This is a genomic window from Nitrospira sp., assembly GCA_016715825.1.
Taxonomy (GTDB): domain Bacteria; phylum Nitrospirota; class Nitrospiria; order Nitrospirales; family Nitrospiraceae; genus Nitrospira_D.
The window spans coordinates 110,831-137,359 of sequence record JADJXO010000003.1; the positions used below are offsets into that span (position 1 = coordinate 110,831).

Consider the following 26,529-nt stretch of genomic DNA (forward strand, 5'->3'; position numbering starts at 1 on the left):
CGGATACCGCGAATCGGACGAGCACCGAAAGATGGCGTCGGTCGGGGTGGTTAATGCCCCATCTTAGGCCCTAATGCGTTTGTTCCGGTCGTGACGAGTTTATATCGTACAACGGCGGCACAATGTGGGCATTTGGCTCTGACGGTCTCTTCGTCAAGGATCTCATACTCATCAGGTTTGAGCCACATGAGTTGAAAACACTTCGAGCAGCTACGGACTTGCGTTGACATACATTTCCTCGTACACTCCAAGAACATTTGAGAAATACTCTAATATAAGATGCCGTCTACCCTCAAGTCCGTGGTTACCTATTCCCATCGGAGCCCACCCGAAGCCTTTCAGCTCTTACGCTTGTTCCATCAGGCGCCGTGGGCCAAGCAGCGGTCCCTTAAAGATGCCAAGGAGATGCTCCAACATACCGACCTGACGCTATGCGCATGGGACGGTGAGCAGCTTGTCGGGTTCGGGAGAGTCCTTACAGACTTTATCTACCGTGCCACGATCTGGGACGTCATCGTTGATCAGGCCTATCAGGGACAAGGGATTGGAACAGAAATCGTGAAGCGCATTCTCAACCACCCACGTCTGAGTCGGGTAGAACTTGTGTGGCTGTGTACGAGACGTCCAGGATTTTATGAAAGATTGGGTTTCACGTCAAAAGAGCAGACCGGGATGGTCTGGAGTCGAACAAAAGAGAGCCAAAAAGAGTAAACCACCGAATCACGCCGCCCCTTTCACGCCAAGGAAACAGATGATGGGCAACCGAGAATCCAAGACCGGTCGGAAGTAAAGCGTTCCTCCGAAGAGGAAGGCGAAGGCGGACGCATTCCAGTCCTCATTCCGCCCGCCAGTGCCGACGCAATTCCATCATTAGCGAATAACACCATAATCTGTCTCGCTCAACCCCCTTGATTCCGATGAAATGTACCCTCATACAGTGAACTACGTTAGCAATAACAGCTGCCTACACGGCAGAGCTGCACTGCCAGGACCTCGTGATGTGAGGGCAATTCATTGTTCACCTATAGCGCATAAAGTAGAAGGTCCCATCCAGCATAGAAAGAGGAGCCGACTCTATACTGTAGTGCAGCACTGTAGTGCAGCCAAAAGAAAAAGTTTCATTGGGCAGGTCCATCTAGCATCTCCCGGCAATCACATACGCAGCCTTGAATTCAGGCAACGATTCCTCTACATTGCATCGGCCTGGTATAGAACAAGCACTAAGGAGGATTCTGATGAGGAATGTCATGAAGGAATGTCTGATCGGTGCCCTGCTCGTTGGGGCGTCCATAGGCTACGGAGCTCCGGTTACATCGACGGCCGCAGAATGGGTACACGAAGGGATGGCAGAAGAAGGGCGGCTCACAGCCGGATTTCGGGTGGGGCCGAGCTTTACGACACAGAGTTCAGGAGTGTCTACAGTTGGGCCTCTTGTCAATTTTCAGGGCATGTACGATCTGAACCGATGGTTTCGTGTCGGGGCAATTATAGAATGGGAACGACACGGGGTGGATGTTGGAAGCGGCGGAGTTAGCACCATTTCTATTCTTCCGGTTAATCTCGAATATCGCCCAGGGCACTTTGGCCCCTTGGTGCCGTATGTTACGACCGGCATCGGCGTGAATGTCAACACGCATAATGTCTCGGATACGTTTGCATGGCGGGTCGGTGGCGGCATTGACTATGCCTTGAGCAACTTAATGGCGGGTGCGCCCAAAGGCCTCATGTTGAACGTGGAAACAGCGTGGAAGCGAAATCATCCGACGAGCGACGCGTCCACCATCGGCCTGCTATTCGGAGTACGACACACGTTTTGATTCCCACCGCTATATCCAATAGGTGGAGCGAGTGAAACCCTCGCGGGCCTCAACCAGATTCCCCTGCTTGTAGAGCGGGGGAATCTCTCCCACGTTGGAACACTCAAACCCAGCTTCCAACAATCTAGTTTGGGTACAGTTCAGAATGCGTTAATGGGAATGTGCCAGCCGTGCGTGTCTCGAGCGCTTGGGCGAGCAGAGCATGGCAATAAAGAACAGCGTGGTGGCTAACAGGACAATGGCTGGTCCGGACGGCACGTCCCAGATAGCCGAAATGAGGACACCCGCTACGGAGGTGAAGATGCCGATGGCCGCTGAATACAGGGTCAGTGTCCGGAGGCTGTGAGTCAGCTGGTAGGCGGTCGAAGCGGGAATCAGAATCATGGCAAACACCAGAATTGCACCAACCGTCTTTAACGACACGACTACGGTCAAGGCGACGAGCGTCAGGAGAAGGAAAAAGATGTGTCGCGCAGGAACACCTGAGGCCTCTGCCATCTCTTGATCAAAGGCAATGAAATAGAGCTCCTTGGAAAAAACGACGATCAGGCCGAGCACCAGAATACTCAAGCCTCCGATGATGCGAATCTCCTCAGGAGTCACGGAGAGCACGCTGCCGAACAAGTATCCATACACTTCGGCATTGTAGGTTTTCATCAGCCCGATAAAAAGAATTCCCAGCGACATAGTCGTGGTGTAGAGAATGCCGATTGAAACATCCAGCTTCATCCGACCTCTTTCTTCCACCCAACCTGTAATCCACACGGTGGCGAGCCCGAAGACGATGGCCAGGAGCAAGGGGGGCCATCCTATGAGGTAGCCGAGTGCTACACCCGCAAAGGCTGCGTGTGACGTCCCCGCGCCGACGAAGGCCAATCCCCGGAGTACGACAAACACCCCGATGATTGAGCAGAGACCGCCCACCATCGCGGCCGCGAGGAGGGAGCGTTGCATGAAGTCGTAGGCGAGGAGATCAAGCATGCTTTGGAATCACTGCTCAGTGGTGGTGGTGGTAATCCTCAACGATGACAAGGTCTTTCTCCGTAATCACCAGATCCTTGCCGTACACTTGGTGCAGAATATTAGGCTTGAGCACGTCGGCCGGAGGACCGGCGGCGAAGAGTCTAGTCTTGAGCAGTACCATTCGATCCACCCTGGTTCGGATCATATTAATGTCATGCGTAATCAAAAGAACGGTCAATTTGAGCTCATCATGGAGACTCTGTACGAGCTCAATTACGTTGTGTTGCGCAGTGATATCCAAGCCGGTTGTCGGTTCATCTAGTATCAGGACTTTGGGCTGCTGAGCGAGCGCTCTGGCAATAAACACCCGCTGCTGCTGGCCGCCGGAAAGGTGCCCAAGCGCATCATCCCGATGAGATTCCATTTCAACCTGACGCAAAGCATCCAGCGCGATCGCACGATCTTCCCGTCCCGGTCGTTTGAACAGACCAAGGGCTCCGTAGCGACCCATAATTACGGTCTCGAGTACCGTCACAGGAAAGTTCCGGTCCACGACCCCTTTCTGCGGAAGATAGCCGATCATCGCACGATGATGGCACCGAAGTTCATCGCAGGCACAGTCGAAGATATGAAGATGCCCTGTAATCGGAGCCAGTAACCCTAAGACGGCTCGACAGAGTGTGGTTTTTCCTGATCCGTTAGGACCGATCACTCCGACGAACTCACCGTCGTGAATCGTTAATGAAATATCGTCCAGGGCGATAAGCCCTGGAAATCCAAAGGAAGCATGATCAAAACAGATGATAGGATCCTGAGGATCAGCCACGGATTCACGGCTCCTTCCGCCGGCACACCACGTATTCTGAAGGGCAATTAGTTGGTTTCCAAGGCGCCGGCCAATTGGAGCACATTATAGCGAAGCATGTCGAGGTAGGTCTCCGTGCCAGGCAAGCCACCAGGCATCGTCGTGAGGACCACCACACGGGCTTGCGTTTCTCTCGAAAGCAGGTCTGGGAGCCGTTGACTTAATTGAATCTCGGAGGCAATGACTCTTACGTGATCCTTTCTGATCTTTTGGATAAGGGATTGAAGGTGACGGGCTGAAGGCTCCGTACCGGACTGAATATGAATGGTGCCGACAATATGAAGGTCGAAGCGCTTGGCCAAGTATGGCCAAGCTGAGTGATGTGCGATAAAGCGCCGATCAGTCAGGACCCGAGTCCGATCGAGCAGTTCGTTTTGCAACAGTCTCAATCGCTGCTGGTAGGCCGCATGATTCGCGAGGAATTCAGCCTTGTGTCTCGGATCGGCTTCAATAAGGGCATCGGTAATATGTCGAAGCATGGTCAGAGCATTCACCGGGTCGAGCCAAATGTGCGGGTTGCCATCCTGGTTGGTCTCGTGGTCTCCCCCATGACGCTCCGCATGCGTATCGCCACCATCATGAATCAGGTCTACCCCGTTGGACGTTGTCACCACACGTAACGTTTTGCTCCCGGCATTCCTTACCAGGGACGAGACCCAGACCTCGAGCCCAAGCCCCACTTGGAATAACAACTGGGCCTTTCGTACGGCGACCAGATCGGTGGGCTTTGGGGAATAGGTATGCTCGTTCTCGTAGCCGTTCAATAAAGAGGTGACGCGCACATAGGGGCCACCGACCTGCTCGGTCAAATCCTTCAGGATCGGAATCGTGACCACCACCGGGATGGGTTCACGGGCCTCTATCTTTGGAATAGACGGCGTGAGGGAACCGGCCAGAACGGTACCAAGAGCTAAGGCAGCACATTTCCAGAGGTAATTGACCAAAAACATCGGCGGGGACCCTACCATCCACGTTACCCAGTGTCAACGACGTCCACCATGGAGGTCGTTCTCCTTGGCCCTGTCCATTCGACTCCTTGACCGCTGGGATGAGTTCCATTAGCGTAGCGCACACCTTCACCCGAACGACTTCATGACAGAATGACGAAAGGATCAAACGAATGAACGTTGTGGGGTTGATGTCAGGAACATCGGCTGACGGAGTCGATGCCGCACTCGTCTCAATCGCTCGACAGAAGGCCGGCATTCAGGTGAAGATGCTGGCGTTCTATTCGCTTCCATACCCACGATCGCTGCAACAACGAATCCTTTCCGCCTCGGTCTCGGGAACAGTCGCGGATATTTGTCACTTGAATGCGCTCCTCGGAGAATGGTTTGCGGATGCAGCCTTGGGCGTTATCCGATCAGCGAAATTGACTTCGGAAAAGGTAGACTTGATTGGCTCGCACGGCCAAACCGTGCATCATCTTCCAGCAGGGATCAAAGATACGAATGTCGGCTCCATACGTTCCACGCTGCAGATTGCAGAGCCGGCGGTGATCACCGAACGAACAGGGATCACGACGGTCGCCAATTTCCGTCCACGTGACATTGCTGCCGGTGGCCAAGGGGCTCCGTTAACGCCGGGGGTCCACGCATTGTTGTTTCGGCACCCACGCCGCTCCCGCCTGATCGTGAATCTGGGGGGTATCAGCAACGTCACGTATCTGCCCCGAGGATCAGGGACGGAAGGACTCGTCGCATTCGACACCGGTCCGGCCAATATGGTGCTGGATGGAATTATGTCGCGTAAGACCAATGGGCGCTCCCTCATGGACCGGGAAGGGCGTCTGGCGCTACGGGGACAGGTTGATTCTCGGTTATTAGCCAAACTGCTCGCGCATCCGTATCTCTCTCAGCCTCCACCCAAATCGACAGGGCGTGAGGCCTTCGGCTCAAAGATGCTTGATGACATATTCAGCTGGCAACAAACACGCTCGATGTCAACGGAAGATCTTCTCGCCACCTGTAGCCGATGGACCGCCGAGGCCGTGGGTACAGCCAGACGTTGGATCAAAGGTAGGGTTGATGAAGTGATTGTCGGAGGAGGCGGAGTCCGGAACCGTGCCATCATGGGGCAGTTAACGGCACTCTATGCTCCCATTCCAGTCACCACCTTTGAATCACATGGGTGGGATAGTAAAGCGCTTGAATCGGTAGCCTTCGCTGTTTTAGCCTATCAGACCGTGATGGAGCAAAGTGGAAACGTGCCTTCAGTGACAGGCGCCGCATCCTCAAGACTCTTGGGGTCCATTGTTCCGAACGGCCCGCGATGGTTTGACCGATTACGCCCAAGCAGGAGGACAAGATAGCTACCAATGAAGATCGTTCTGCTCGGAGTTGTGATCGTTCTCCTCGTCTTAGGCATTCGGGTGTTTAGACGGAATCGACGTCGAAAAAGGCAGCAGGTGTTGCCTTTCAAAATCCCCCATGAGGCCAGCATTCGTACGATTCCGTTGCTCGGTAAAGAAGAGATTGCTCTCTATAATCTCCTTCAATTGGTCGCCCAAGAGCGATATCTTGTCTTTGCTCAAGTGCCGTTATGGTCTGTCGTAGCGGTTGATGCCGGCGATCGTGCGCGCTCACAGATCCTACGCCACATCGCGCTGAAACGAGTCGATTTCGTCTTGATTCATCCTGGAACATGCCTCGTCGAATGCGCGGTCCAAATTGAGCACGAATCTCCGGGACCTGGTGAAACAGAGGGCCAGCGTGTTATTGAATCGGTCCTTGAGGCAGCCGGCATCAAACTCATGAAGCTACAGTCAAAACAAAGCTATTCTCTGCCCGATCTGACTGCCAGATTAGAATTGAGCGTCGAGGAATAAGGAAGAGAGACCATCCCTACAACAATCGAGTTCACTCCGAGGGAGCGGCTGTCTCATCGGTGTCGGCGAATGCTTCAAGGGCTCTGCGAGCGACTTCTGCCTCGGCGCTATCTGGGTGCTGCTCCACAACTCGGTCGAACATGAGCCTCGCTTTTTCCGGATCACCTAACTTGTTGTAGGTCTGGCCGAGTTTTAGCGTAGAAGCCGCCTGTTTAGGGCTGAGTGGGTAATTTGACACGACATCATAAAATGACTTAAGCGCGTCACGGTACCGCCCCGTGCGGTACTGACATTCTCCGATCCAGTATTGTGCATTGGCCGCTAGCGAGGACTGACCGTGCAGTTCAAGGAAGAACTGAAAACCCGCCATCGCGGCCGTATAATCACGATGTTTAAATTCGTCCATGACTCGATCATAGAGTTGACGAATCGAATCCTGCCGCTGCGTCGGGGCCCCGAATGATAGGCTTGCGGGAGTGAGGAGAAGCAGGAGCATGACGATGGTGATCTTTAGCCGAACCATACCGGTCCTCCCTCGCTCAACGGAACCCAAACGCCAAAACTACGCAATGACTGTGCCAAGCGATATGGATCTTCCTGGCAAAGAATCAAAGCGTAACCACGTGTTATGAAAAGATCGCACGCTCATGGACCACGAAATGTTTCCTATGCTTCATCCGCAAGGATACAGGATTGTACAAGCGGAGCTTCCCCATAATGTATTAGCTGCGCCAGGTACCTGATCAGTGCGTATCCGGAGTTGAGGGCAATGTCGTCGCTTGTGCGTCGTTTGGGATATGGAACTGAAAAGAGTTGCCACCTTGCTGCTTGGCGCGGTACATGGCGGCATCGGCGTGCTTCAACAGTTCATCAACATCGTGATCGTCGGTCGGATAAACAGTAATCCCGATGCTGACCCCGATCAATGCCTGATGGGTGTCGATCTGAAACGGCTGGGCCAGTGATTTCGTGATTCGTTCTGCTACCAGCGTAATGTCTTCTTCACACATCAGCCCTTCCAATATAATGGTGAACTCATCTCCACCCATGCGCGCTACCGTATCCACTTCACGTACGCACTCGTGCAGGCGTTCAGCCACCAACTTCAAGACTTGATCCCCGACATTGTGGCCCAACGTGTCATTGACCGGCTTGAATCGATCAAGATCGAGGAGCATCAGGCCAAGTGGTTGTTGGAGTCGCTTACTCCTGGCCATAGCCTGAATAAGACGATCACGGAAGAGTGTACGATTCACCAGGCCGGTCAACTGGTCATATTGGGCGAGGTAGGTCAAACGTTCTTCAGCACGTTTTCGTTCAATGGCATACTGAATCGAGCGGCCCAGCAGGTCTGATTGCCGCTCTCCCTTGACGAGGTAATCCTGCGCCCCGTTACGGACCGTTTGTAACGCAAGGGTTTGATCGCTGAGACCACTCAGCACGATAATCGCAATGGTCGGGTTTGCAGCTTGCATCTGGCGGACCGTTGAAAGTCCGTACCCATCCGGAAGCGAGAGATCCAACAGCACGGCATCAAAGCGGGCACGAGCCAAATGCTTAAAGGCATCACTCAAACGACTGACATGGGTAATCTCAAACTGCTCCAGACTCCATTCTGCCAGGATATCCTGGGTGAGGCGTGCATCGACGTCGTTGTCTTCAACCAAGAGGATTTGGATCATGGGGCGGTCATCGGTCGATCGGTCCTGCTCACAGGGTCATCCTATAGACCCAACAATAAGTATAGCCTAAGACACGCTTCCAACAAGGGAATCGCGGAAGAGCTCACAGGGTGATGGGAATGCCTCACGGCTTCTAATGCGCAGACAACCGCGGCTATCCTATCTTTCCCCTTTGTCCTGGGTGAGAAGATCGGTCCCGCAGACCGTCAGTCCTTCGCACACCCGCGCTACTTAGGTACCGACTAAATTGCAGAGGTGAAACAAGAGAGGTGAAGGCGGAAAGAAATGACTAGGAACGGCGATGAAAAAAAGAAGGACGCTGCAGGTAAATACCGGCAGGCCCCTGCTCCGGCCCAATCCCACCCTCACAGGCGTAGCCGGGTTCAAAGGGCCATAACAATGAACGGCCGACGGCGTTTCCACGTATATGGACATATCGCAGTGTCACACCCATGCGTGCGGCGTCATCTTTCACCATGGCGGTACATCCATCGGGGGAAAACCCACGTCGCGAGATGAGGAGAGGTTCTCCAGAGCTTCCTACAATAGTAAATTCACTGGCACAGCCGGTCAGTCCCATTGAAACCAAGAGCATACCAATGAGAACTCTCATGAGTGTTTGGCGTGTCATGGGAATGTGGGCCTCTTGAAACACCAAGGTCAATCCTGAAGATCCAACAGACAAGTCAAACCATAACACGAACAGTGGGTTTCAATCGAGTGCCTACCAGATATTGCTCAGCAGACGGCTCGAACTCCCTACTAACCTCTGCAGTGCATAGCACTGTCAGTCGTTACGGGGTGATATTACTCAGAGTGATCCTCATTCTCAAAAAGTAACCGAGAGTTCTGTTACGCGAAGCTAACCGGAAAGATTTGCCGTCCTGCCTGCAAAAAGTTCCAGTCACTTCTGACATATCGCCAGGCATAGGGTGATCTTAGACCAGTATACGTACGAGTTTCTCTGGCACGGAAGTTGAGGAAAGCAAGCGGGCCTTGTGCACACTGTAGGATGGTGCTGAGGCGACACGGGAGGCTTGTTTCATGGATATGGGTGAACTATTCCACAATCTGTGGGAACTCCTCAGTCAAGATGTGACCCCTATCAGCGGTATTCAGAGTCCGCTGGTCAGCTGGATCGGTGCCGTAGGAATTCTTGTCCTCTGTCTCTGGCAAAGCGCGACATTGCTCCGCGGCCGAATCGCGCTTGGACGGACTCTATCTAGATTCCACGGATCTCTCTTGCCGTTGGCCCTCGCACGGCAACAGGCTGCCAAGGACTGGATCATTATTCCGGCCTTAGCTGCGAAACGAACGAGTCGAAACAAGACGCCGCAGACTCGATGCGACCTCGATGATCTTCAAGCTCTCGATCGTGCTCTTCGTGCTGAACCGGCCCTCGTGAAAGAATGGTGTTCGTACCGCAAGACGCTGGCGGTGGAGCAGTCTGCATGGTTTCTCGAGCCGACGGTCCATAGTCAAAGGTCGGCAACGGATTTCTTTTCCTTTGAAGCCCTCTGCGCAGATCAGTTCAACATCCGCTTCTACAGGCAACTTCCCTCCTTCCTGACGGGAATAGGGTTGTTGTTCACCTTCGTTGCCATTCTGATTGGTCTCAGTAAGCTCCATGCGAACGGACTGCACATCGAGGGGATTCAAGGCCTTATTAACGGGCTGTCCGGAAAGTTTGTAACGTCAATCGTCGGCCTAGCCTGCGCGAACGCCTTCACGCTTCTGGAACACTCAGTATGGCACGGCCTGGAAGGCCAACACCGAACTTGTCTATCCTTGCTGGACGAACTGTTCCCTCAGAAAGTAGTCGACCATTACAGCCAGCCTCATCAATTGCGGAGTGGAGCTCCTGATCCTGCGAGGAGCTCAATCACAAATGATGGAACAATTCAGCTCGCGGAAGTCATACAGCAACGTCTAAGCTCGACGGTTACTGCCCTGACTGCAGCAACGCAAGCTCTCACAGCATTGAACTCAAGGCAGTCTCCGATGAAATCTGATGATCTCCCGGCGGAGATTGCTCATGAAGTACAACGTGCCTTGAAACCGATTATGAAACCTGTCCTGGAGGCTATGCAGGAACTCACCCGGGCGATCAATACCCAATCAACCTCGGTGCATCTTACGCAGGCTGAGATCGAAGGCATGTTTCATGGGCTCAAGAGTCATACACAGAAGGCGACCGATGATGCGGTACGGACTCGATGAAACCGATGAAGGCGTCGTATAGATCAGGGCGTGACGAAGAGTCCTCAGTCCTGACCAATGGGGTTGTCGATCTCATGACCTCCCTAGCCGTGATCTTTATTCTGTTGTTCGCGGCGTCCATCGCACGGGTGGACACCGGAACCCTTGAACCAGTCCCCGGTCGTGCGACTCCGGCAGAGAACGTAACGATAGGAGGTATTCGCACTTCCACTCCGGAGTCCAGCGAGCCTCACGTACTGGCCCTAACGGTCCCGGATGCCGCGCTACGGTTCGACTTTGGGAAAAGCGCACTCTTGCCATCATCGGAGGAGTTCCTGATAGAGACCATTCCCCAGTACGTGTCGATGATCTGTGGCCCTGAAGGACAGGATGTCGAGGCATTTGTTATTGAAGGATACACCGATGATCTTGGTGATGATGTGCACAACTTACGACTAAGTCAGGAACGATCCTTTGCGGTCCTGGCAAAAAGCCTGGACATCGTACGAGATCGACTTCCCTGGGCCTACGAGTGTTTCTTACAAAAAGCCGTTGCCAACGGGCGTGGGAGGCAAGATCTGTTACGGAATGAAATAGGCTATCCCGACCGCAATAATAGCAGGCGCGTCGTTTTCAAAATTCACAAACACCCTATGTAAGGTAGTGGGAGATAGGAATCGCATGCGTGCATGCGAGTGCGTGCAACATGCAGGTGCATTGGCTCGGATTTCAACTGCTATCCGTTTCAACAGAGCCCATCCTCTTGCTGGGCCTCAGATGCGATGGATGTGCTGGCTTAGTGAGATCAACTCATCGAGGGAAAGCGTTTCTGCACGGATGGAAAGAGAGAAACGCAGTGTCGTCAATGCCGCTTCCACGTGCTTCTGCTCGTACCCTTGATCTTTCAGTGAATTGACCAGCGTCTTGCGGCGATGTGCAAAGGCTGACCTCACGAATGTTGCGAACTGTTCTCTAGCTTCTCTGGTCTGCTCTATCCGATCCTTGACTCGCAGCAACACGACGGCCGAGTCCACATCCGGTCTCGGTCTAAAACATTGCGGGGAAACCTTGAAGGCTTTGGTGATGTCCGCCGAATATTGAGCCATAACGGACAAGACTCCGTAGGCGGAACGTCCAGACTTCGCGACCAATCGATCGGCGACTTCATTTTGAAGCATCAGGACGAGTCGAGGGATGCGATGGGCATGCTCGAGCAGACGAAAAAGAAGGGGAGTCGACAGACAATAGGGAAGATTCGCGACCACGATCGTACCGATGGGAAGCTGTTCAACCGGATACGTCATCGCGTCACCGAGGACCAGCGTGAGATTCTGAAACTGGGCTTGTTGTTCGGATACGTACGCATACAGTCGAGGATCGACTTCAATCGCCGTGACATGACCAGCGGATCGGCACAGGGCTTCCGTCAAGATACCCCGACCAGGCCCGATTTCCAGCACACGATCTGTCGGAGATAATTCAGCCAGTGCGATGATTTTGCGGATGATGTTGGGGTCGATCAGAAAATTCTGCCCGAGGTGTTTCAGGGCTGTGGGGGGAGAAACGCCCACCGTCAACTCCCGGGCGAGGGGGACTGGGACAACTGTTTGGCGAGCGTCTGCAGCGGTATGCGATAACAGTCCACAAGATCGGTAAACTCTTCGACCAAATCGTTGGTGAACGAAGGCCCTGGTTGGATGCCGGCGAAGGCGGAGCCCTGTTCCTGGCCGACCGCATTCGAGATGAGTCCAGCGGTACGTGCCTTCCATTTCAAGAGCCGTTCGGTTCCAGCGACCGTATTCAGATCTTGGAGGGTCTGTTTCGCTAGAGCTTCCAGTTCCTCAATTTGCCGAAGAACGATGGAAAGGCCGGTTGGTACATCAGCTGACATGTCTGGAGGACCCCTTCCGGACATGGTTTGGTCCAGCCTTGAGTTGTGCAATGCTCGCAGCTAATTTCATGGCCTCTACAAGACTCCCCGGGTCGGCGATTCCTTTTCCCACAATATCAAAGGCGGTTCCATGGTCGACCGAGGTCCGTATAATCGGCAGTCCCACGGTGAGATTGACACAAGTGCCAAACGCAACAAGCTTCAGCGGAATCAACCCTTGATCGTGGTAGAGGGCGACGATACCGTCATACTGGCCCTTTGCGGCTTTCCCGAACAAGGTATCGGCCGGCAGAGGATCGCTGGCTAGAATCCCCTGCTGTTGGGCGACCCGTGCGGCTGGAAGTACAATTCGTGCTTCTTCATCGCCGAACAGGCCATGCTCACCCGCATGGGGATTAAGAGCAGCCACGCCGATCTTTGGCCGTTTGATTCTGAACAAGGTTGTCAGTGCCAGTTGAGCCAAGCGAATCGCTTTTTCGATCTTCGCTTGGGTGAGCGTCGATGGGAGATCTCTGATCGCGACATGAGTCGTCACGAACATAATCCGTAACGGTCCGCCCACGATCATCATACCGGACTCATTCGCGTGGGTCAGATCTGCCAACAGTTCCGTGTGCCCTGGGTAGTGACAGCCGGCCATATTGATGGCTGCCTTGTTGATGGGAGCCGTTACCATCGCATCGATACAACCGAGTCGAGCCAACTCCACGGCTTTCTTGATGAACATGACCGATGCCGTGCCTGTCTCGGCAGCTGCGAAGCCTGGTTTAAATCTTGGCAACGGCGTCTCAAGAGGGTCCAAGACGGCGACCGTTCCCTGTCGGAAGAGAGCCGTCTCGTGGTCCTGAAGAGGACGTACGGTCAGCTTGAGTCTCAACGCTTTAATCGTTCGTTCCATCACCGGTAACGAGCCGATCACGAGTGTTCGGCAAAACTTCCGCAGGCGAGGTTGTGAGAGCGCTTTTGCGATGACTTCTGGGCCGATACCGGCTGGATCTCCCATCGTGATGCCGAGCAAGGGGAGCAAGGTCTGTGGTTGGGATGATACCGTCTTAGTTGGCATAGAGATGCAGCGTGTAGCCGATATAGAATACCATCCCCGCCGCAAGCAGCCAGGGACGCCACCGGCCTCCGATCAGGATTTGCAACAGACACAGCCCCACAGCCTGTACCGCTAAGATCATGCTGGTTAAGGCAGACTGTTCAATCACCCATTCGGTGCCGATCAAGCCCAGTGAAACGGGTAAGGTGCCTTGAAACACCATAGCGCCGGTGACATTTGCGACAGCGAGGCGATCTTTCTTGCGGTAGAGCCAGAGAAAGCTATTAGACATCTCCGGTAACTCGGTGGCAAGAGGTGCGATCAGCAGTGCCAAAATCAACGGGGACATTTCAAACAGTCCGGCCATCGATTCAGCTGCCATCACAAACAAATGGGCGCCTAGTATCAATCCTCCTAGTCCTAAGAATGCTTGGAGTCCGATCTTGAGGTACGAGGGTGTGCTCGCGCCCTTGTCGAAAATGAGAGGCTCCAATTCGCTACCCTCTTCTGCATCCGTCGGGGTCAATTTCACCTTCATGTAATACAGGTACAGACAGACTAATAGGCCGGCAGCGATGAGATGGATAAGTCTGGATGGGCTGAACGCACAGCCGAGCGCTATGAGATAGCCGAACATAAAAAACGTGAGATCCGTCATGATCTCTCGGTAATTCAGCTGAAAGCGAGCCGCCCGCTTGCCCGCTCGAGCATAGAGCAAGAGGAGCACCGCCAAAATAGGTAGCACCAGCGTGCTCAGCATGAAAGGGGCGCCGAGGATGGCGCCCAATCCGACTTCCATCTCCTCCTGACTTTCCCCGAAGAAAATGGCGATGATCGGGATTGAAGTTTCAGGCAGCGTGGTTCCGATCGCCGCAAAGATGCTGCCAACGGCACCCTCGGAAATCCCCCGGCGCTTGCCCAACCATTCAATGGCGTTGGTGAAGAGCGCACAACCACCGAGCGTGATGGCAATGGAGACGAAGAAGAGTAGGACGTATAGCAGGACGGTCATGCCCGGCCTCGCTTTGAGGCTGGGTTGCTTTTACCGAGACCCTGTCGATAGGTCGCCATGGCTTCTTCCATGATCGTCTTGAGCGGTTGCCCTGTTTTTTGTGCGATCTTTTTACAATCGAGATACTCGGGCGAGGCCTTCCCCCATCCCGCACCGATATCGGCAACCTTTATCTGCACCGTTCCACCAGGGATCGTGACAGGCACAAATTGACGGGGGAGTATGTGTCGGGTCATCTCTTGCAGCCGGACGCCCAATGTGGGAGTTTCCTGAAAGAGGATTTCCAGGATGGCATCGATCCGCTCTGGTCTGGTGAGACAGCTCAAGACGATCCCTGGTCTGGTTTTCTTCATCACGATGGGGATCAGTGCAACGTCCATGGCTCCAACCTCAAATAATCGCTCCATGACATACTCATACGTCTGAGGATTCAGGTCGTCGAGATTTGTTTCAATCTGCACCACCTGTTCGGTCCTGCGCACATCAGAGGCGGACGCATCTTGTAAAAACACCCGCAGAACGTTCGGCCAATCCTTGGGATCTTGGTCGCCCGCTCCATAACCGACGGCCTCACTCCTCATAGTCGGCATTGATGCGAATTCAGATGCTAAGGTCCGCACTAACGCCACACCGGTCGGGGTGGCCAGCTCGCATCGAGGCCCCTCGGAGTAGATCGGGAAACCCTTGGCCAAGACCGCAACCGCCGGTCCTGGAACGGGTAAGAGCCCGTGGGAGGTCCGTATGGACCCGGAGCCGACGTTGATGGCGGAGGAGGTGACTCTGGTTACGTTCAAGAGATAGCAACCCAGGATCCCGCCGACGACATCAATGAAGGAATCCACCACTCCCACTTCATGAAAATGGACATCCTTGACGGCAACTCGATGGGCGAGAGCTTCTGCTTCCGCCAGTCGGTCGAATACCGACCGACTGCGCGCCTTGACCGGGTCTGGGAGCGTACTGGCAGACAAAATCTGACGAATGCGAGCGAGAGTCAGTGGCTCCTGAAATCCGTTTTGAATGATGACATCGACTTTTGTAGCAGGAAGCGAGCCACGCTGCACTTGACGTTGGCGGAGTCGGTATCCTTTGAGCTTCAAGCCTTGAAGGCCAGTGACCAATTTGCGCCAGGACAACCCGGCGTCGACCAAGGCCCCCAACACCATGTCCCCGCTGACTCCTGAGAAACAATCGAAATGCAGATGTCGACCCACTACATACCTCATCCAGCCCATACGAAATGACCGGTCATCTTACCGAAGGCGCGAGTGAACGGCAATCATTGTTCATTAGTTGAAGCTTCGTTGACAGCCGAGAGATGCTGTGTTATCCCCCTAAGAATGAAGCTGTGTTGTGGCGATCGACCCTCTTACCGAACCATTCTGAGTCATTCACGATGACAGATTTCTGGTCCTCCTCCAGGTCTTCGAGTCGGATCAGCCGGAGGAGCGTTCTCTTTGCACTGCTTTGTCTCTGCGGATCCCTGGTCCTGCTTCTTCCGGCAGAGACCGATTCCCGAGTCACGTCAAAGGCCAAGCCGTCGCGGGCTCCACGGGCTGAACCGGAACTCAAAATCGTCGACCTCCAGATTGCGCCCAAACCGTATACGCTTGGTAACGGGCCACTTCAATTCTCGGTCACGGTTCAACTTCCCAAGGATATGCGCGGAGATCTTATTTTGGAAGTCAGCTCGCTCATTAGCTCTCCGTCCAAGAGTTCCGTGCGATTTCTGTCGCACCGGCAGCCAGCAGGGAGTTCCGCTGCCTCGGGAAAAGGAACGGAGCGGCAAAAGGTCTCCATCGAGCTTGTCTGGGATGGTCAGGATCAACGCAAGCAGCTTGCCGCGGTAGGCACCTATTCCTATGAAGTTCGGACGAAGTTATTGCTGAATGGGGAGAAGGGGCTTCGAACGGTGATGGTCGGCTGGCCGAAGCGCGGAACACTCCAAGTGAAGTGGCCTACAGTGGGCTCCCTCGCACCTACGACTCCGGTCCCAATATATTGATTCGATGCGCAAGACAAGCCGCACCGAATCCATTGTCGATATTCATCACGCCAACGCCCGCCGCACAGGAATTGAGCATCGTCAACAGCGCGGCCACTCCGCCGAAACTTGCCCCATAGCCACGGCTCGTTGGAACCGCGATGACCGGACACGACACTAAGCCACCCACGACGCTCGGGAGGACCCCATCCATCCCTGCGACCACGATCACCACACGGGCTTCAAACAGCCGTTCTTTTCGACCAAGCAGCCGGTGAATTCCCGCGACGCCGACGTCGTACAGCCGCTCGACTCGGCTTCCCATTACTCCCGCCGTGACTCTGGCCTCTTCGGCAACAGGGAGATCCGCTGTGCCGGCTGTGACGACGAGGATGTGACCCCGTGGCCTCGATTTCGACGGGTACACTGCCACAAGACGTGCATCAGCATAGTAGCGTGCGCGCCGGTTGAGTTTGCAAATGGCGCGCGCGACGGATGGTTCTGCACGCGTGGCGAGAAAGGGACCCTGCTTCTTGAAGAGTGCTCGTGCGATCGCGACCACCTGCGCCGTGCTTTTCCCTTCGCATAAGACGACCTCAGGAAATCCCTGTCGCAACGATCGATGGTGATCGAGGGAGGCAAATCCAAGATCCTCATACGGCAAGGACCGCAATCGTTCTAGCGCTTGCTCAACGGACACCTCTCCCTGGCGGACGTCTTGGAGTAATCGTTCAAGCCCTTCTGGATTCATCTCTACCCTTTCTCAGGTTTTGCGTCGCGTTCCATTAAATCACTGACCGCCTGTTGACAGGATTTCTTGTTGTCCAGCACGGCGTTGATCTCTTGAGTGATCGGCATGTCGACTTGGTGGCGGCGGGCCAACGTGAGCGCTGCGCGAGCCGTTCGAACGCCCTCGGCGACAGCCTGCATGCCGGCCAAAATAGTCTCAAGCCGCTCTCCTCTGCCGAGTTGCACGCCGACCGCATGGTTGCGGCTGAGGGCACCGGTGCAAGTCAGCACGAGATCTCCCACGCCGGATAGGCCATAGAATGTACGTGGGTCGGCCCCCATTGCCACTCCAAGCCGAATGGTTTCTGCCAGACCTCGAGTAATCAGCGCTGCGCGAGCGTTGAGACCAAGGTTCAGGCCGTCGATCACGCCGGCGGCCAACGCCATCACGTTTTTCAGTGCGCCGCCGAGTTGTACGCCGAGAACATCAGTGTCGGCGTACACGCGAAATGTGGAGGTCATTAAGACTTCTTGAAAACTTCGTACCAATGTGTGATCGCTGCCCGCTAAACAGACGGCTGTGGGCCGCCCCTCCGCCAATTCGGATGCGAAGCTGGGACCGGAGAGGACCATCAACGCTCGATGCGCAGATGTCGGCAGCTCATCCTCCATCACCTGAGTCATCAGCTTAGCGGATTCTTCTTCGATACCTTTCGTGGCGCATACCACCGGCCGTGCGTTGCCCAGGTGAGGCGCGAGTTGCCGCAAGGCAGCGCGTGCGGCATGCGACGGAACGGCGAAAATAAGGCCGTGGCAGGCGTGAAGTGCTTCGACCAGGGATGAGGTTGCCGCCAAACTTGAAGGGAGGGTGACGCCCTTCAGATAAACCGCATTTTCGTGGGACGTGTTAATCGACTCAACGACGGTCGGCTCATAAGCCCAGAGACGAACTACCAGCCCCTTTTGGGCGAGGTGTTTGGCCAGGGCGGTTCCCCAAGCTCCCGCTCCAATCACGCCGATATTGTTGATCGTGGGTGACATCTGTAACCAGCCTCATGACCTATTTATCACCATTCATGCAGAACCGCGGATTATAGGAAGGCCTCAAAGAGCCTGTCAACGAATTGAAGGGGCTCTGGGTTCATCTCCCTTGATTCTGGCCACGGAGCTAGGCATTGCTGTGGCCATTCGTGATATGGTCCCAACATTCCAGGATTCGTCGGTAAATCTTATGCAAGTCTGCCCAGCGTGTCAGCGATCTCAACCGCAGATCAATCGGTTCTGTGCACAATGTGGTGGGCGCCTCGATGGTCGAGCCAACGAGTCGTCCGCGTCACGCTCTGCTCGGCAAGCTCCAGAGCAACTGAATATCAACGTCCTCTACGGAATGGTCGTTCTGCTGGTTCTTGCCATCCTGTTTCCCCCGTGGGAGACCTCTCCGGATCAGCAGCCGGAATTTCTAGGCATGTCGTTCATCCTCGCTCCTCCCACGCCGGAGGCGGTCGTCAGCCGTATGCTGCTGACGATTGAACTCGTCACCATTGCGATTGCCGGGATGTACGGCGCGTTTCTTTTCAGGAGCAAGTCCTGAATCACATGAGTCCAGCGCCAAGGTCAGGCATTTGGCGGACCCGCCAGATTTCATGAATTCATCCAGATGAACGGCATGGGTTGTATAGCCTCGGTCGTGAAGCCACGTTTGCGTCGCAGGACTTCCTACAGGAAGGACAATATGGTTGCCGATGCAAACGGCATTGCAGGCGAATTTCAGGGCTTCAGCTTCAGGCACAGCAAAACAGCGTTCACCGGGAACACGTTCTGTGATGGCAGCCTGGCCGTAGGCATCGAATGCGGCAGGAAAATACAACAACTCACCGCCACTCAAGGGACAGAAACAGGTATCAAGATGGTAGAAACGATCATCCACGAGCTCGAGTGGGATAATTTCTCGGTGAAACCGCCCGCTGAGAATCGGGAAGGCACGGATATCCGATCGCTGTCGATGGCCGCCGAACCAGACATCCGGAAAGCCCAGAAGGTCCCCGGCTCCTTCAAAACACAGGCCTCCTTCAATCGTCATGACATGATAGCCGTGCTCACGAAACCATCGTTCAAAATGAGCCTCCTCTCGCTGCCGTTCCGCATGCCGGAAGTGGCTGATAACCGCAGTTTGTCCGACAACGACCCCGGCATTGGCGGTAAACACGAGATCGGGTAACCCTGACATGGGTGTTATCCGTTCCAGGGCGACATGCAGATCTTGCTCGAACACTCTCATCAGTGCATACCACTGTCGCACTGCCTGCTCGTGATCCACTCGATTGCTGAGTCGCATCCAGGGATTGATCTCGTACTCGATACCGAAAAAATCAGGAGGACAGACAAGCAACCGGCTCATGTCGCCCTCCCCAAGGCTCGGGCCAGTTCTGTCAGAAATGATGCCGCATCCATGACGAGGCCGACTGCCTGAAAGCTGCCTCGATCGGTCAATTTCGTCGGTACTGATGGGTTGACGTCCACACAGACGGTGGGAACGATGGCTGGCAGAAGATTACCGGTGGCGACGGCGTGCAATGTCGAGGCAACGAGCAGGGCCAGCCCAACGCCGGGAATCTGGGCTCGCATCGCCTGCTGTGCCAGAACGGAATCTGTGATCACGCCCGGTAAGGGGCCGTCGTCGCGGATCGTTCCAGCCATCACCACCGGAACCCCTTGCCGGACACAAGCCGCCATGATGCCATGCTTAATCACACAGGAGGACACTGCTGTCTCAATGCTTCCGATTGCTCGAATCCGGTTAATGGTTCGTAAATGGTGCTCGTGGCCGTGTCGAACGGCGCGCCCGGCACTGAGCCGATATCCAAGGGAGGTGCCATAGAGATCGGCTTCCATGTCATGGGCCGCCAGGGCGTTGCCGCAGAAGAGCACATGAATCAATCTCTGCTCGATCAGCCACGTGAGTGCCTCTCGACCACCAGCATGAACGATGGCTGGTCCTCCTGCGAGCAGCACCTTGGACTGAGGACGGCCTTGCCGCTGTTGTGCTCGGAGATGACGCATTCGTGTAGCGATGTCGGCGATGACATGACCATGGGGCCGTTCTGCGGACACCTGCGATTCCATGAAGCCGAAGACATCTCGTTCTTGGGGTCGCTGCAAGGGAACGACACGTACCCCTTCTCGGCCGATCACGATGTGATCGCCTTCCCGGACCTCTCCCATTGGGATCGCATGCGCAGTCGAACGCTGTGCATCTACTCGAACGGCCAAATCCATTTCAATCCCATCTACGCCGACCCATTGTTTGTTGAGGCGGATTTGGGTCGAGAGATGTGTCGTAGCGTAGAAGTTGTCGGGTAACACGCCGTCGGCAGGTGCTCGGCCGGTGCGGCAGTCGGCCTCCCGTTCGATCGAGGCGCCGTGCGGTTGAATCGCCTTGAGGATGTCGTCTAAGAGTGCCTTCGATGTCGCTCGGATTACGATACGGGCACGAGAGGGTTCTTCTCGTGTCTTGCCGATCTGCACATCCTCAAGGTCGAATGCCCCACCCATCATAAGGATGAGATCTAAAACCTTAGGCAATAGCAGAGAGTCGATGATGTGACCATGGAGGACAACACATTCCTGATGGTGATTCATGGCGGACTCTTTAGCTGTGAGTCTATTGTACCACCAGGCTTACATAGCTGAAGAACGGCAAGCGAGGAAGCTACGGATAAACGGGTGGTCCTTTCATCAGTTCCCTGAGTACGCTCGTCGCATACGCCCCGGGGGGAAGGTTGAAGGAAAGGGTAAGGACATGGTCGTCTAGTGACCATTCCAGTTCTGCCAGCGGTACCCGAAACGTCCGGCGCTCGCCACGGAATCCGCAAGCTTTTGCAGCAGCGACAAGGGTCTCTTTGGTCGTGCCCGCTTCGGCAATGACGGCTTCTTCAATGCGCCCTGGTTCCCCATCCGCCCAGGATACGCGTGAACCAAAGAGAATTCCGGTCGGGCTGATTTCGAAACGATCGGCGCGTGGCTGCTCAATTTCTGCGTTCTCAACCTGGAAACAGGCCCCGTTTTCAGATTTCATGGCCCAATCGCCGGCAAAGATTTGGTCGATGCGCATGATCCGCTTCGCCAGCATCTGATTGAACAAGAACGACTGATAGGCATTGAGATACCAAATACGTTGGGACCGATTCATCCTTTCTCGCCGTCGCGCATCGTGGAGGAGCGCGGCGCCGACTTCGTAGTTGTCGCCCTTCTTCCCTTGCCGTTGAGGGCCGAAGTAGTTAGGCACACCACGTGCCCGTAGTATTTGAAGAACGGCGGGCACAGATTCAGCTGCGTGATCAGCCACGTTGCGGATGATCAAACGGAAGCGGTTGCCGGCGTGGTGGCCGGTGCGGAGACGATTACGATGGCGTCCAAGGATTTGGAGATCCAGGATCTTGTCGTCGATCTTGACCCCTGCCAGTCGCTCCGATGGGATGCCTTGCAACGACACCATCTGCGTGGTGACAGCTCGCGCATCTTTGAGTCCGGCGACTCCGATGGCCTGCAGCTTGATGCCCAATGACGAGGAAAGGAGGCGCACAAGATCCGGCGTAGAAAGGCCGCGTTTGGTGATCTTGACGTACAGATGTTCTCCGTCGCCGCAGGGAAGATAGAGTGGCCGTTCTTCGACCTGAAAGTCTTCTGGCGCGACGCGGATGTGCCCGCCGATTCCAGGGATCTCGCTGGTGAGGAACGGGTCGATTGATGGCGTCACAGGCTTTGCCTCATCGGAATCACAGCGATCTGTGAAAATAGAGCGTTCAATCTGGTGAACAATGACCCCATGCTATACTTTTTCAGCCCATGGACAACGGATCAGACCACTCACGGGTTGAGGAATGAGCACCAGGCGGAGAGTGTCTTGGTCTGACCATGTTCGATCATGTGTCGGCTATTGTTTGAGTGAACCCCTCTATCGAGTTTTCAGCCTTGCCCCACATTGGGAATGGGGGTTGTCCGATCATGAAGTCTGCTTCCTCACTCACAGTCATCCCATTCTCGCCGGTCGTCGTGCCATCCACCTCACCGATCTCCATCTTGACCGATATCACACGCGACATGACGAGATTGTTGCCACTGTCGAGCAGCTTCGCCCAGATTGGATTTTCATCACCGGAGACCTGCTCAACGTGCCGGAAGGTATTCCTCATCTCTTTCGATTTCTCCAACAGCTCCGTGCCATCGCTCCCCTGTACATGACGTTGGGCAATCATGATCATTACAGTGGCGTGCCGGTGGCAGAGTATGCCGAACGAGCCGATCGACACAAGATCACCCTGCTGGTGAATCAAAGTGCGATGGTTTCAACGGGAAAGGGAGAGCTGGTCATCGCCGGCGTCGATGATCCCTCGCTGCATCGAGCCGATCTTCGATGTGTCCCTGCTTGTGCGGACCATCGCTTTACGCTGTTGCTGGCCCATGCGCCGAACATCCTGGATCTCGTCGAACCGCACCATGCCATTGATCTGATTCTCTGCGGACACAGCCACGGTGGGCAATGGAGAGTGCCAGGAATCCCCACCTTCTGGCTTCCTCCTGGGTGCAACGGCCGTGTGGCTGGCTGGCACGAATCTGGTCGGCACAGGCTGTACGTCAACCGAGGGTTAGGGTGGTCCTTCCTTCCCTTTCGCCTGAACTGTCGGCCTGAGATTGCCGTGATTGAGTGGATATAGGTATGCATCGGGGCATAAGCTGTAGAGTCTTTACTCCCGTCGAATTCAACTCATCTTCCTTCTCCCGTGAGCCACATTTTCGGTCTCCATAGGCCGTTGCTCGATTCTGTGTTAGTCTCTGCCTAAACTCGTCTGAGCCATCGTAACCACTTAGGTGGATTTGTACCTGTTGATATGGTTGGTCTGTTCAAACTCCAGGAGTGGAAGTCCGAAGTCGTACCTGAACGATGGGGATCATATGACGGCCTGGAGGTCGTACTTCGTAACCGCACGTATCTTAAGTAGGAGTCCAGCGAGAAACTAGAGTATGCCTATCCAGATTTTGGCATGGAATTCATTGAGGATCTTTCCGATCGACAACGTGGCGACTTTGAGCATCTACGCAAATTTCTCTCATATGGTGCCGGGAAGCCCGCCTCCGTACGGGTGCGCAATCATCCGGGTATCGAAGTTCAGGTGACGGGCTGTGGGTCGGCCAGTGAACGGGAATTCTATTTAGATCTCGCTGATGCAGTGATCGCTGCGTTCGACTCTCATGGCATTCAGCCATAACCATGCTGTAGGTCACACAGCGGTCCGTTCTCAGCAACTGGCGCAATATCGATGACATGGAGCAAACCGTCCATGACACACAAAACCATCGCGGTCTTCGCTGGTTTTCTCGTCGCTGTGTGGGCTGTGCTGTTCGTACTGCCTTATGGAGGCCTCTTTCAACCCCTCCTTGTTCGAGCAGCCGGATTCAGCGACCAATCCCAGTGTCATGCGATTCCATCTGATAGGAACCGATTTCTGTCTAATACAGCCTATCGATTCATAACACTGTCTCCTTCCCTTGCGCAGGGATTCAGAAACATCGAAAACACCTTGATCGCGTTTTCCATAGGTCAAATCAAGTGCCGGTCTGGATTGCCTGGGTTTGCCGAAGAGTCGGGTCGAGTCAATCGCATGATCGACCTGGCCCTCGCTTCAGGAGAACGTGTGAATGATATCGGTCCCTTGGGCGTCCCGAATCTCCATTTTGCCGTGAGTTCGGGGAACCATCTGGTCGTCGAACACCTTCTCAAGAACGGTGCGCGGGTGGACCAAGCAGTGCCGGAATCGACCGAGTTTGCCACCAAGGGTGACACACCTTTGACATTGGCAAGGAGGTTGAAAGACGAGAACATTACAGACACCTCGCTGATCATACGTCTATTGGAACAATACCAATCCTTTAAGCAGCAGGTGCCGTAGACACCATTGCACCGTTGGGAATCGGTGATCCGGTCAGCTCCGCGCTTATCGCCACCGGTTACGCCACCTCCATCTACGACGCCGTGCTCTTACTCTCGCATCCGTTCCAGTGCTTCTCTGGCCCGGCTTCGGACGGTTTGGTCCCAGTCATGCTCCATGACAGTCTTCAGCCGCTCCCGTGCCTCGGTTGCCCTCAGCCGTCCCAACCCCAAGGCAGCACAGGAACGGACATAGGCGTGGTCGTCCTCAAGGGCCTTGAGCAACAACGGCACGACTGATAGATCTTCCAGCGCACCCAGATGACTGGCGGCCATTCCCCTGATCCGATGTTGTTTGTCGTCCAGGGCTCGCTGCAAGGTTGTCGTAAACAGTTCCTTCAAGGCGGGAACAGCCGAATCCAATCCATCAACTCGGTAGGCATTGTTCTCCAGCAGGGCAAAGGCCAGATCCAGCCGTTTCTCCTGGACGGTTGCTCGGTCAAACAATGCCAATAGGCGGGTTCGTTCCTGCGACTTGGCTTGCCGGCGACGAAGGGCATTGATCGGAATCCACAACAGCAGGGCCATCACAGAGCCGATCAGCGTCATCGGCACGGCTTGATCGACGATATAGTCTTGTGCCTCGATCGACAGCCGTTTCCAAATCCACACGCCGGCCACGATGAGGCCAATTACTACAATAAGCCAGGCGGGGTTGATCTCCCCCTGTTCGTTTCGGATCAATGTCCTCATGGAATTGTGATCTTACGAAGGTGATCGAAGAGTCGTCAATCAATTGCCGCTCACATCGTCGGCTTGACCGGTTCTTCCGAATAGGACTATGTTGCGTCAACGGTCATCCTGCAATCGTGCCCATGCGATTAACTATTCTTGGTTCCGGTACCAACGTACATCCCACTCGTGCCGCAGCCGGCTATCTGGTACGGACGGATCAACATATTCTCTTGGACTTCGGCCCACGTACATTAATGAATCTGGTCAAGACCGGTGTGAACAGGCACAGGATCACGCACATCTTGTTCTCCCACTTTCATGCGGACCACTTTTCCGACTTCATCACCTTCTTTTTCGACGCCGTCATCTATGCCAAATACGGAGGCGGGCATCGTCCGGGGATGACGCTGATCGGCCCGAAGGGCACTATTCGGCTCTTGCGGTCGATCATGCAGAGCTTCCCCAGTTTTTCACCGGTACCATTCAAGGTCGCATTCAAAGAAGTAACCAGTAAGCCATTTACCATCGGGGACACTCATATCGTTCCGAAACCCGTGGTCCATGTCCCGGATCTCTCGAGTGTCGGCTATCGGATTGAGTACCGGGGGAAGACGGTCGTCTATTCAGGGGATACCCAATATTGTGACGAGGTGATCTCATTGTGCAAGGAGGCCGACCTGGCCGTTCTTGATTGCTCCTTTCCTGCGAATCGCCCAGGGGCTGCGCATCTGCACGCCGGCCAGTGCGGCCAGGTGGCAAAGGAGGCCGGTGTGGGGCAACTCATCCTTTCGCATTTCTACCCAATCGCGGATCGCTACGATGTGAAGGCGCAGGCGGCGGAAGAGTATCGCGGAAAGATCTGGAAGGGAAAAGATCTGCTGACGATTAAGCTGTAGGCTACAGTCCCTCTTCGCGAGGAGCGCCACCCAGGATTTCGATGAACTTGGTCAAACGCTCAGTCTTAATCGAGTCTCCGGCTTTGGAATAGATCGCCAAGAGGTTCTTGACCATCCGTGACAAGATTGCAGGGACCGGGCTCTTCTGCAGGTACTTATCATCAAAGCCGTAGCCGGCTTCCGTGAGAAATCGAGCACAATTCTTTTCCGTCAGCAAGGCTCCACCGTTGAAACAATCGATGAAAATCTTGTACCGATCGGACTCATACTTCACGAGAAAATGCCCCGGCATGCCGATGCCGAACACCGGAAACCCCAAGCGCTGGCCGAGGAGGAGGTAGACAGCAGACAAGCTGATGGGGATCCCGATACGCCGATCCATGACGCAGGTAAGGTAGCTGTTCTCAACTTCATAGTAGTTCTTGGTGTTCCCTTTAAACCCTTGTTCGGTGAACAGATACCGATTTAACGCATTGACGGCTTCTTCACCGGACGCACGACAGCCGATCCTGGCTTGAACTTCATCCGCCATCATGTTCAACCGTTCACGATAGTGCGCCACGTCGAGCGTCGGGTAGGCGTAACGAGCGATGAGAAAGGCTCCGGTTTCCAGGCAGACAGAGGCGTTCGAACGAGCCACCAGATTCGTCAGCTCATCTTCCAGCTTTCCTCCACGGATTTCTTCGAGGACGGACGCAATCCGGTCCCCCATTTCTGGCTGCTCGATTTCAGCTTCCTGGAGCAGCGGGAGCGCCGAGGGACCGATGTCGATGAGTCGTCCGCTGATAGTTCGAACGATCTTGTCATCCTCATCGGACAACAGTCGAATCAGCGCACGAATTTGGCTTTCAGGAATCATTGCATCTGGGAGCTTCAGCCGCTGTATGGTGCGCTGGTCAGGCGACCGCAGCGTAATTTCATAATCCAATGGATGCCGGTTGACGTCAAGCGATCGCTTGTTC

The 26,529-nt window shown here is 54.8% G+C and carries 30 protein-coding genes; 11 read left to right on the forward strand and 19 right to left on the reverse strand.

Annotated elements, in window-relative coordinates:
• Window positions 1-50: 50 nt before the first annotated feature.
• A complete protein-coding gene (locus tag IPM58_10175; protein ID MBK9307430.1) occupies window positions 51-230 on the reverse strand; it encodes a hypothetical protein in 180 nt (59 codons plus the stop codon).
• 49 nt (window positions 231-279) lie between these two features.
• Here IPM58_10175 and IPM58_10180 point away from each other — a divergent pair, with 49 nt between their 5' ends.
• Complete coding sequence (locus IPM58_10180) at window positions 280-711, forward strand: GNAT family N-acetyltransferase (GenBank protein MBK9307431.1); 432 nt, start codon at window positions 280-282, stop codon at window positions 709-711.
• Between the two features lie 524 nt (window positions 712-1,235).
• Window positions 1,236-1,817, forward strand: a complete 582-nt coding sequence (locus tag IPM58_10185) for an outer membrane beta-barrel protein (GenBank protein MBK9307432.1) — start codon at window positions 1,236-1,238, stop codon at window positions 1,815-1,817.
• Window positions 1,818-1,967: 150 nt separating this feature from the next.
• On the opposite strand, the gene IPM58_10190 is transcribed toward IPM58_10185, so the two are convergent.
• From IPM58_10190 to IPM58_10200, 3 genes are read right to left on the reverse strand one after another with little or no spacing between them, the layout of a single operon-like run.
• On the reverse strand, window positions 1,968-2,798 hold the full coding sequence (locus IPM58_10190; protein MBK9307433.1) for a metal ABC transporter permease: 831 nt from the start codon (window positions 2,796-2,798) through the stop codon (window positions 1,968-1,970).
• Window positions 2,799-2,814: 16 nt separating this feature from the next.
• Window positions 2,815-3,606, reverse strand: coding sequence for a metal ABC transporter ATP-binding protein (locus tag IPM58_10195; protein ID MBK9307434.1), 792 nt, complete (start codon window positions 3,604-3,606; stop codon window positions 2,815-2,817).
• Window positions 3,607-3,653: 47 nt separating this feature from the next.
• On the reverse strand, window positions 3,654-4,595 hold the full coding sequence (locus tag IPM58_10200) for a zinc ABC transporter substrate-binding protein (GenBank protein MBK9307435.1): 942 nt from the start codon (window positions 4,593-4,595) through the stop codon (window positions 3,654-3,656).
• A 170-nt stretch (window positions 4,596-4,765) separates the two neighbouring features.
• Here IPM58_10200 and IPM58_10205 point away from each other — a divergent pair, with 170 nt between their 5' ends.
• Window positions 4,766-5,956, forward strand: a complete 1,191-nt coding sequence (locus IPM58_10205; protein MBK9307436.1) for an anhydro-N-acetylmuramic acid kinase — start codon at window positions 4,766-4,768, stop codon at window positions 5,954-5,956.
• 6 nt (window positions 5,957-5,962) lie between these two features.
• On the forward strand, window positions 5,963-6,472 hold the full coding sequence (locus IPM58_10210; protein ID MBK9307437.1) for a DUF2726 domain-containing protein: 510 nt from the start codon (window positions 5,963-5,965) through the stop codon (window positions 6,470-6,472).
• Between the two features lie 31 nt (window positions 6,473-6,503).
• Here IPM58_10210 and ybgF read toward each other — a convergent pair whose 3' ends face one another.
• From ybgF to IPM58_10225, 3 genes are all read right to left on the reverse strand, one after another.
• The gene (ybgF, locus tag IPM58_10215; GenBank protein ID MBK9307438.1) at window positions 6,504-6,995 is read right to left on the reverse strand and encodes a tol-pal system protein YbgF; all 492 of its coding nucleotides are present in this window, start codon (window positions 6,993-6,995) and stop codon (window positions 6,504-6,506) included.
• A gap of 220 nt (window positions 6,996-7,215) precedes the next feature.
• Window positions 7,216-8,154, reverse strand: a complete 939-nt coding sequence (locus tag IPM58_10220) for a GGDEF domain-containing response regulator (GenBank protein ID MBK9307439.1) — start codon at window positions 8,152-8,154, stop codon at window positions 7,216-7,218.
• A gap of 289 nt (window positions 8,155-8,443) precedes the next feature.
• A complete protein-coding gene (locus IPM58_10225; protein MBK9307440.1) occupies window positions 8,444-8,632 on the reverse strand; it encodes a hypothetical protein in 189 nt (62 codons plus the stop codon).
• A gap of 566 nt (window positions 8,633-9,198) precedes the next feature.
• Between IPM58_10225 and IPM58_10230 the strand changes: the two genes are divergently transcribed.
• Together IPM58_10230 and IPM58_10235 are read left to right on the forward strand one after the other, a co-directional pair.
• Window positions 9,199-10,374, forward strand: a complete 1,176-nt coding sequence (locus IPM58_10230) for a hypothetical protein (protein MBK9307441.1) — start codon at window positions 9,199-9,201, stop codon at window positions 10,372-10,374.
• A gap of 5 nt (window positions 10,375-10,379) precedes the next feature.
• Window positions 10,380-11,012 carry a hypothetical protein gene (locus tag IPM58_10235; protein ID MBK9307442.1) on the forward strand — a complete coding sequence of 211 codons (633 nt, stop codon included), beginning with the start codon at window positions 10,380-10,382 and terminating at the stop codon, window positions 11,010-11,012.
• Window positions 11,013-11,126: 114 nt separating this feature from the next.
• Here IPM58_10235 and rsmA read toward each other — a convergent pair whose 3' ends face one another.
• From rsmA to larC, 5 genes are read right to left on the reverse strand one after another with little or no spacing between them, the layout of a single operon-like run.
• Window positions 11,127-11,924, reverse strand: coding sequence for a ribosomal RNA small subunit methyltransferase A (rsmA, locus tag IPM58_10240; protein ID MBK9307443.1), 798 nt, complete (start codon window positions 11,922-11,924; stop codon window positions 11,127-11,129).
• Window positions 11,925-11,926: 2 nt separating this feature from the next.
• A complete protein-coding gene (locus tag IPM58_10245) occupies window positions 11,927-12,244 on the reverse strand; it encodes a hypothetical protein (protein MBK9307444.1) in 318 nt (105 codons plus the stop codon).
• The gene (gene pdxA, locus IPM58_10250) at window positions 12,234-13,307 is read right to left on the reverse strand and encodes a 4-hydroxythreonine-4-phosphate dehydrogenase PdxA (GenBank protein ID MBK9307445.1); all 1,074 of its coding nucleotides are present in this window, start codon (window positions 13,305-13,307) and stop codon (window positions 12,234-12,236) included. The genes IPM58_10245 and pdxA overlap by 11 nt, the downstream gene beginning before the upstream one ends.
• A complete protein-coding gene (locus IPM58_10255) occupies window positions 13,297-14,298 on the reverse strand; it encodes a sodium:calcium antiporter (protein MBK9307446.1) in 1,002 nt (333 codons plus the stop codon). The genes pdxA and IPM58_10255 overlap by 11 nt, the downstream gene beginning before the upstream one ends.
• The gene (gene larC / locus IPM58_10260; protein MBK9307447.1) at window positions 14,295-15,512 is read right to left on the reverse strand and encodes a nickel pincer cofactor biosynthesis protein LarC; all 1,218 of its coding nucleotides are present in this window, start codon (window positions 15,510-15,512) and stop codon (window positions 14,295-14,297) included. The genes IPM58_10255 and larC overlap by 4 nt, the downstream gene beginning before the upstream one ends.
• A 182-nt stretch (window positions 15,513-15,694) precedes the next feature.
• On the opposite strand from larC, the gene IPM58_10265 reads away from it, so the two are divergent.
• Window positions 15,695-16,303 (forward strand): hypothetical protein, encoded by a 609-nt coding sequence (locus IPM58_10265; protein ID MBK9307448.1) that lies wholly within the window; start codon window positions 15,695-15,697, stop codon window positions 16,301-16,303.
• On the opposite strand, the gene larB is transcribed toward IPM58_10265, so the two are convergent.
• The 5 genes from larB to IPM58_10290 all read right to left on the reverse strand — a co-directional run bounded on the left by larB (window position 16,278) and on the right by IPM58_10290 (window position 21,767).
• Entirely contained in the window at window positions 16,278-17,033 is a 756-nt protein-coding gene (gene larB / locus IPM58_10270; protein ID MBK9307449.1) for a nickel pincer cofactor biosynthesis protein LarB, read from the reverse strand. The two genes, IPM58_10265 and larB, sit on opposite strands and share 26 nt — an antisense overlap.
• Before the next feature lie 2 nt (window positions 17,034-17,035).
• Window positions 17,036-18,052, reverse strand: coding sequence for an NAD(P)-dependent glycerol-3-phosphate dehydrogenase (locus IPM58_10275; GenBank protein MBK9307450.1), 1,017 nt, complete (start codon window positions 18,050-18,052; stop codon window positions 17,036-17,038).
• Between the two features lie 418 nt (window positions 18,053-18,470).
• Complete coding sequence (locus IPM58_10280; GenBank protein MBK9307451.1) at window positions 18,471-19,409, reverse strand: amidinotransferase; 939 nt, start codon at window positions 19,407-19,409, stop codon at window positions 18,471-18,473.
• Window positions 19,406-20,650 carry a TIGR00300 family protein gene (locus IPM58_10285; protein ID MBK9307452.1) on the reverse strand — a complete coding sequence of 415 codons (1,245 nt, stop codon included), beginning with the start codon at window positions 20,648-20,650 and terminating at the stop codon, window positions 19,406-19,408. The genes IPM58_10280 and IPM58_10285 overlap by 4 nt, the downstream gene beginning before the upstream one ends.
• Window positions 20,651-20,720: 70 nt before the next feature.
• Complete coding sequence (locus IPM58_10290) at window positions 20,721-21,767, reverse strand: tRNA pseudouridine(13) synthase TruD (GenBank protein MBK9307453.1); 1,047 nt, start codon at window positions 21,765-21,767, stop codon at window positions 20,721-20,723.
• 142 nt (window positions 21,768-21,909) lie between these two features.
• Between IPM58_10290 and IPM58_10295 the strand changes: the two genes are divergently transcribed.
• The 3 genes from IPM58_10295 to IPM58_10305 all read left to right on the forward strand — a co-directional run bounded on the left by IPM58_10295 (window position 21,910) and on the right by IPM58_10305 (window position 23,958).
• Window positions 21,910-22,725 carry a metallophosphoesterase gene (locus IPM58_10295; protein MBK9307454.1) on the forward strand — a complete coding sequence of 272 codons (816 nt, stop codon included), beginning with the start codon at window positions 21,910-21,912 and terminating at the stop codon, window positions 22,723-22,725.
• 327 nt (window positions 22,726-23,052) lie between these two features.
• Window positions 23,053-23,277 (forward strand): hypothetical protein, encoded by a 225-nt coding sequence (locus IPM58_10300; protein ID MBK9307455.1) that lies wholly within the window; start codon window positions 23,053-23,055, stop codon window positions 23,275-23,277.
• Window positions 23,278-23,349: 72 nt separating this feature from the next.
• Window positions 23,350-23,958 (forward strand): ankyrin repeat domain-containing protein, encoded by a 609-nt coding sequence (locus tag IPM58_10305; protein ID MBK9307456.1) that lies wholly within the window; start codon window positions 23,350-23,352, stop codon window positions 23,956-23,958.
• Window positions 23,959-24,047: 89 nt separating this feature from the next.
• On the opposite strand, the gene IPM58_10310 is transcribed toward IPM58_10305, so the two are convergent.
• Entirely contained in the window at window positions 24,048-24,689 is a 642-nt protein-coding gene (locus IPM58_10310) for a HEAT repeat domain-containing protein (protein MBK9307457.1), read from the reverse strand.
• A gap of 122 nt (window positions 24,690-24,811) precedes the next feature.
• On the opposite strand from IPM58_10310, the gene IPM58_10315 reads away from it, so the two are divergent.
• Window positions 24,812-25,567, forward strand: coding sequence for an MBL fold metallo-hydrolase (locus tag IPM58_10315; protein MBK9307458.1), 756 nt, complete (start codon window positions 24,812-24,814; stop codon window positions 25,565-25,567).
• A gap of 1 nt (window position 25,568) precedes the next feature.
• Here IPM58_10315 and IPM58_10320 read toward each other — a convergent pair whose 3' ends face one another.
• Window positions 25,569-26,426, reverse strand: coding sequence for a transglutaminase family protein (locus IPM58_10320; GenBank protein MBK9307459.1), 858 nt, complete (start codon window positions 26,424-26,426; stop codon window positions 25,569-25,571).
• Window positions 26,427-26,529 lie beyond the last annotated feature (103 nt).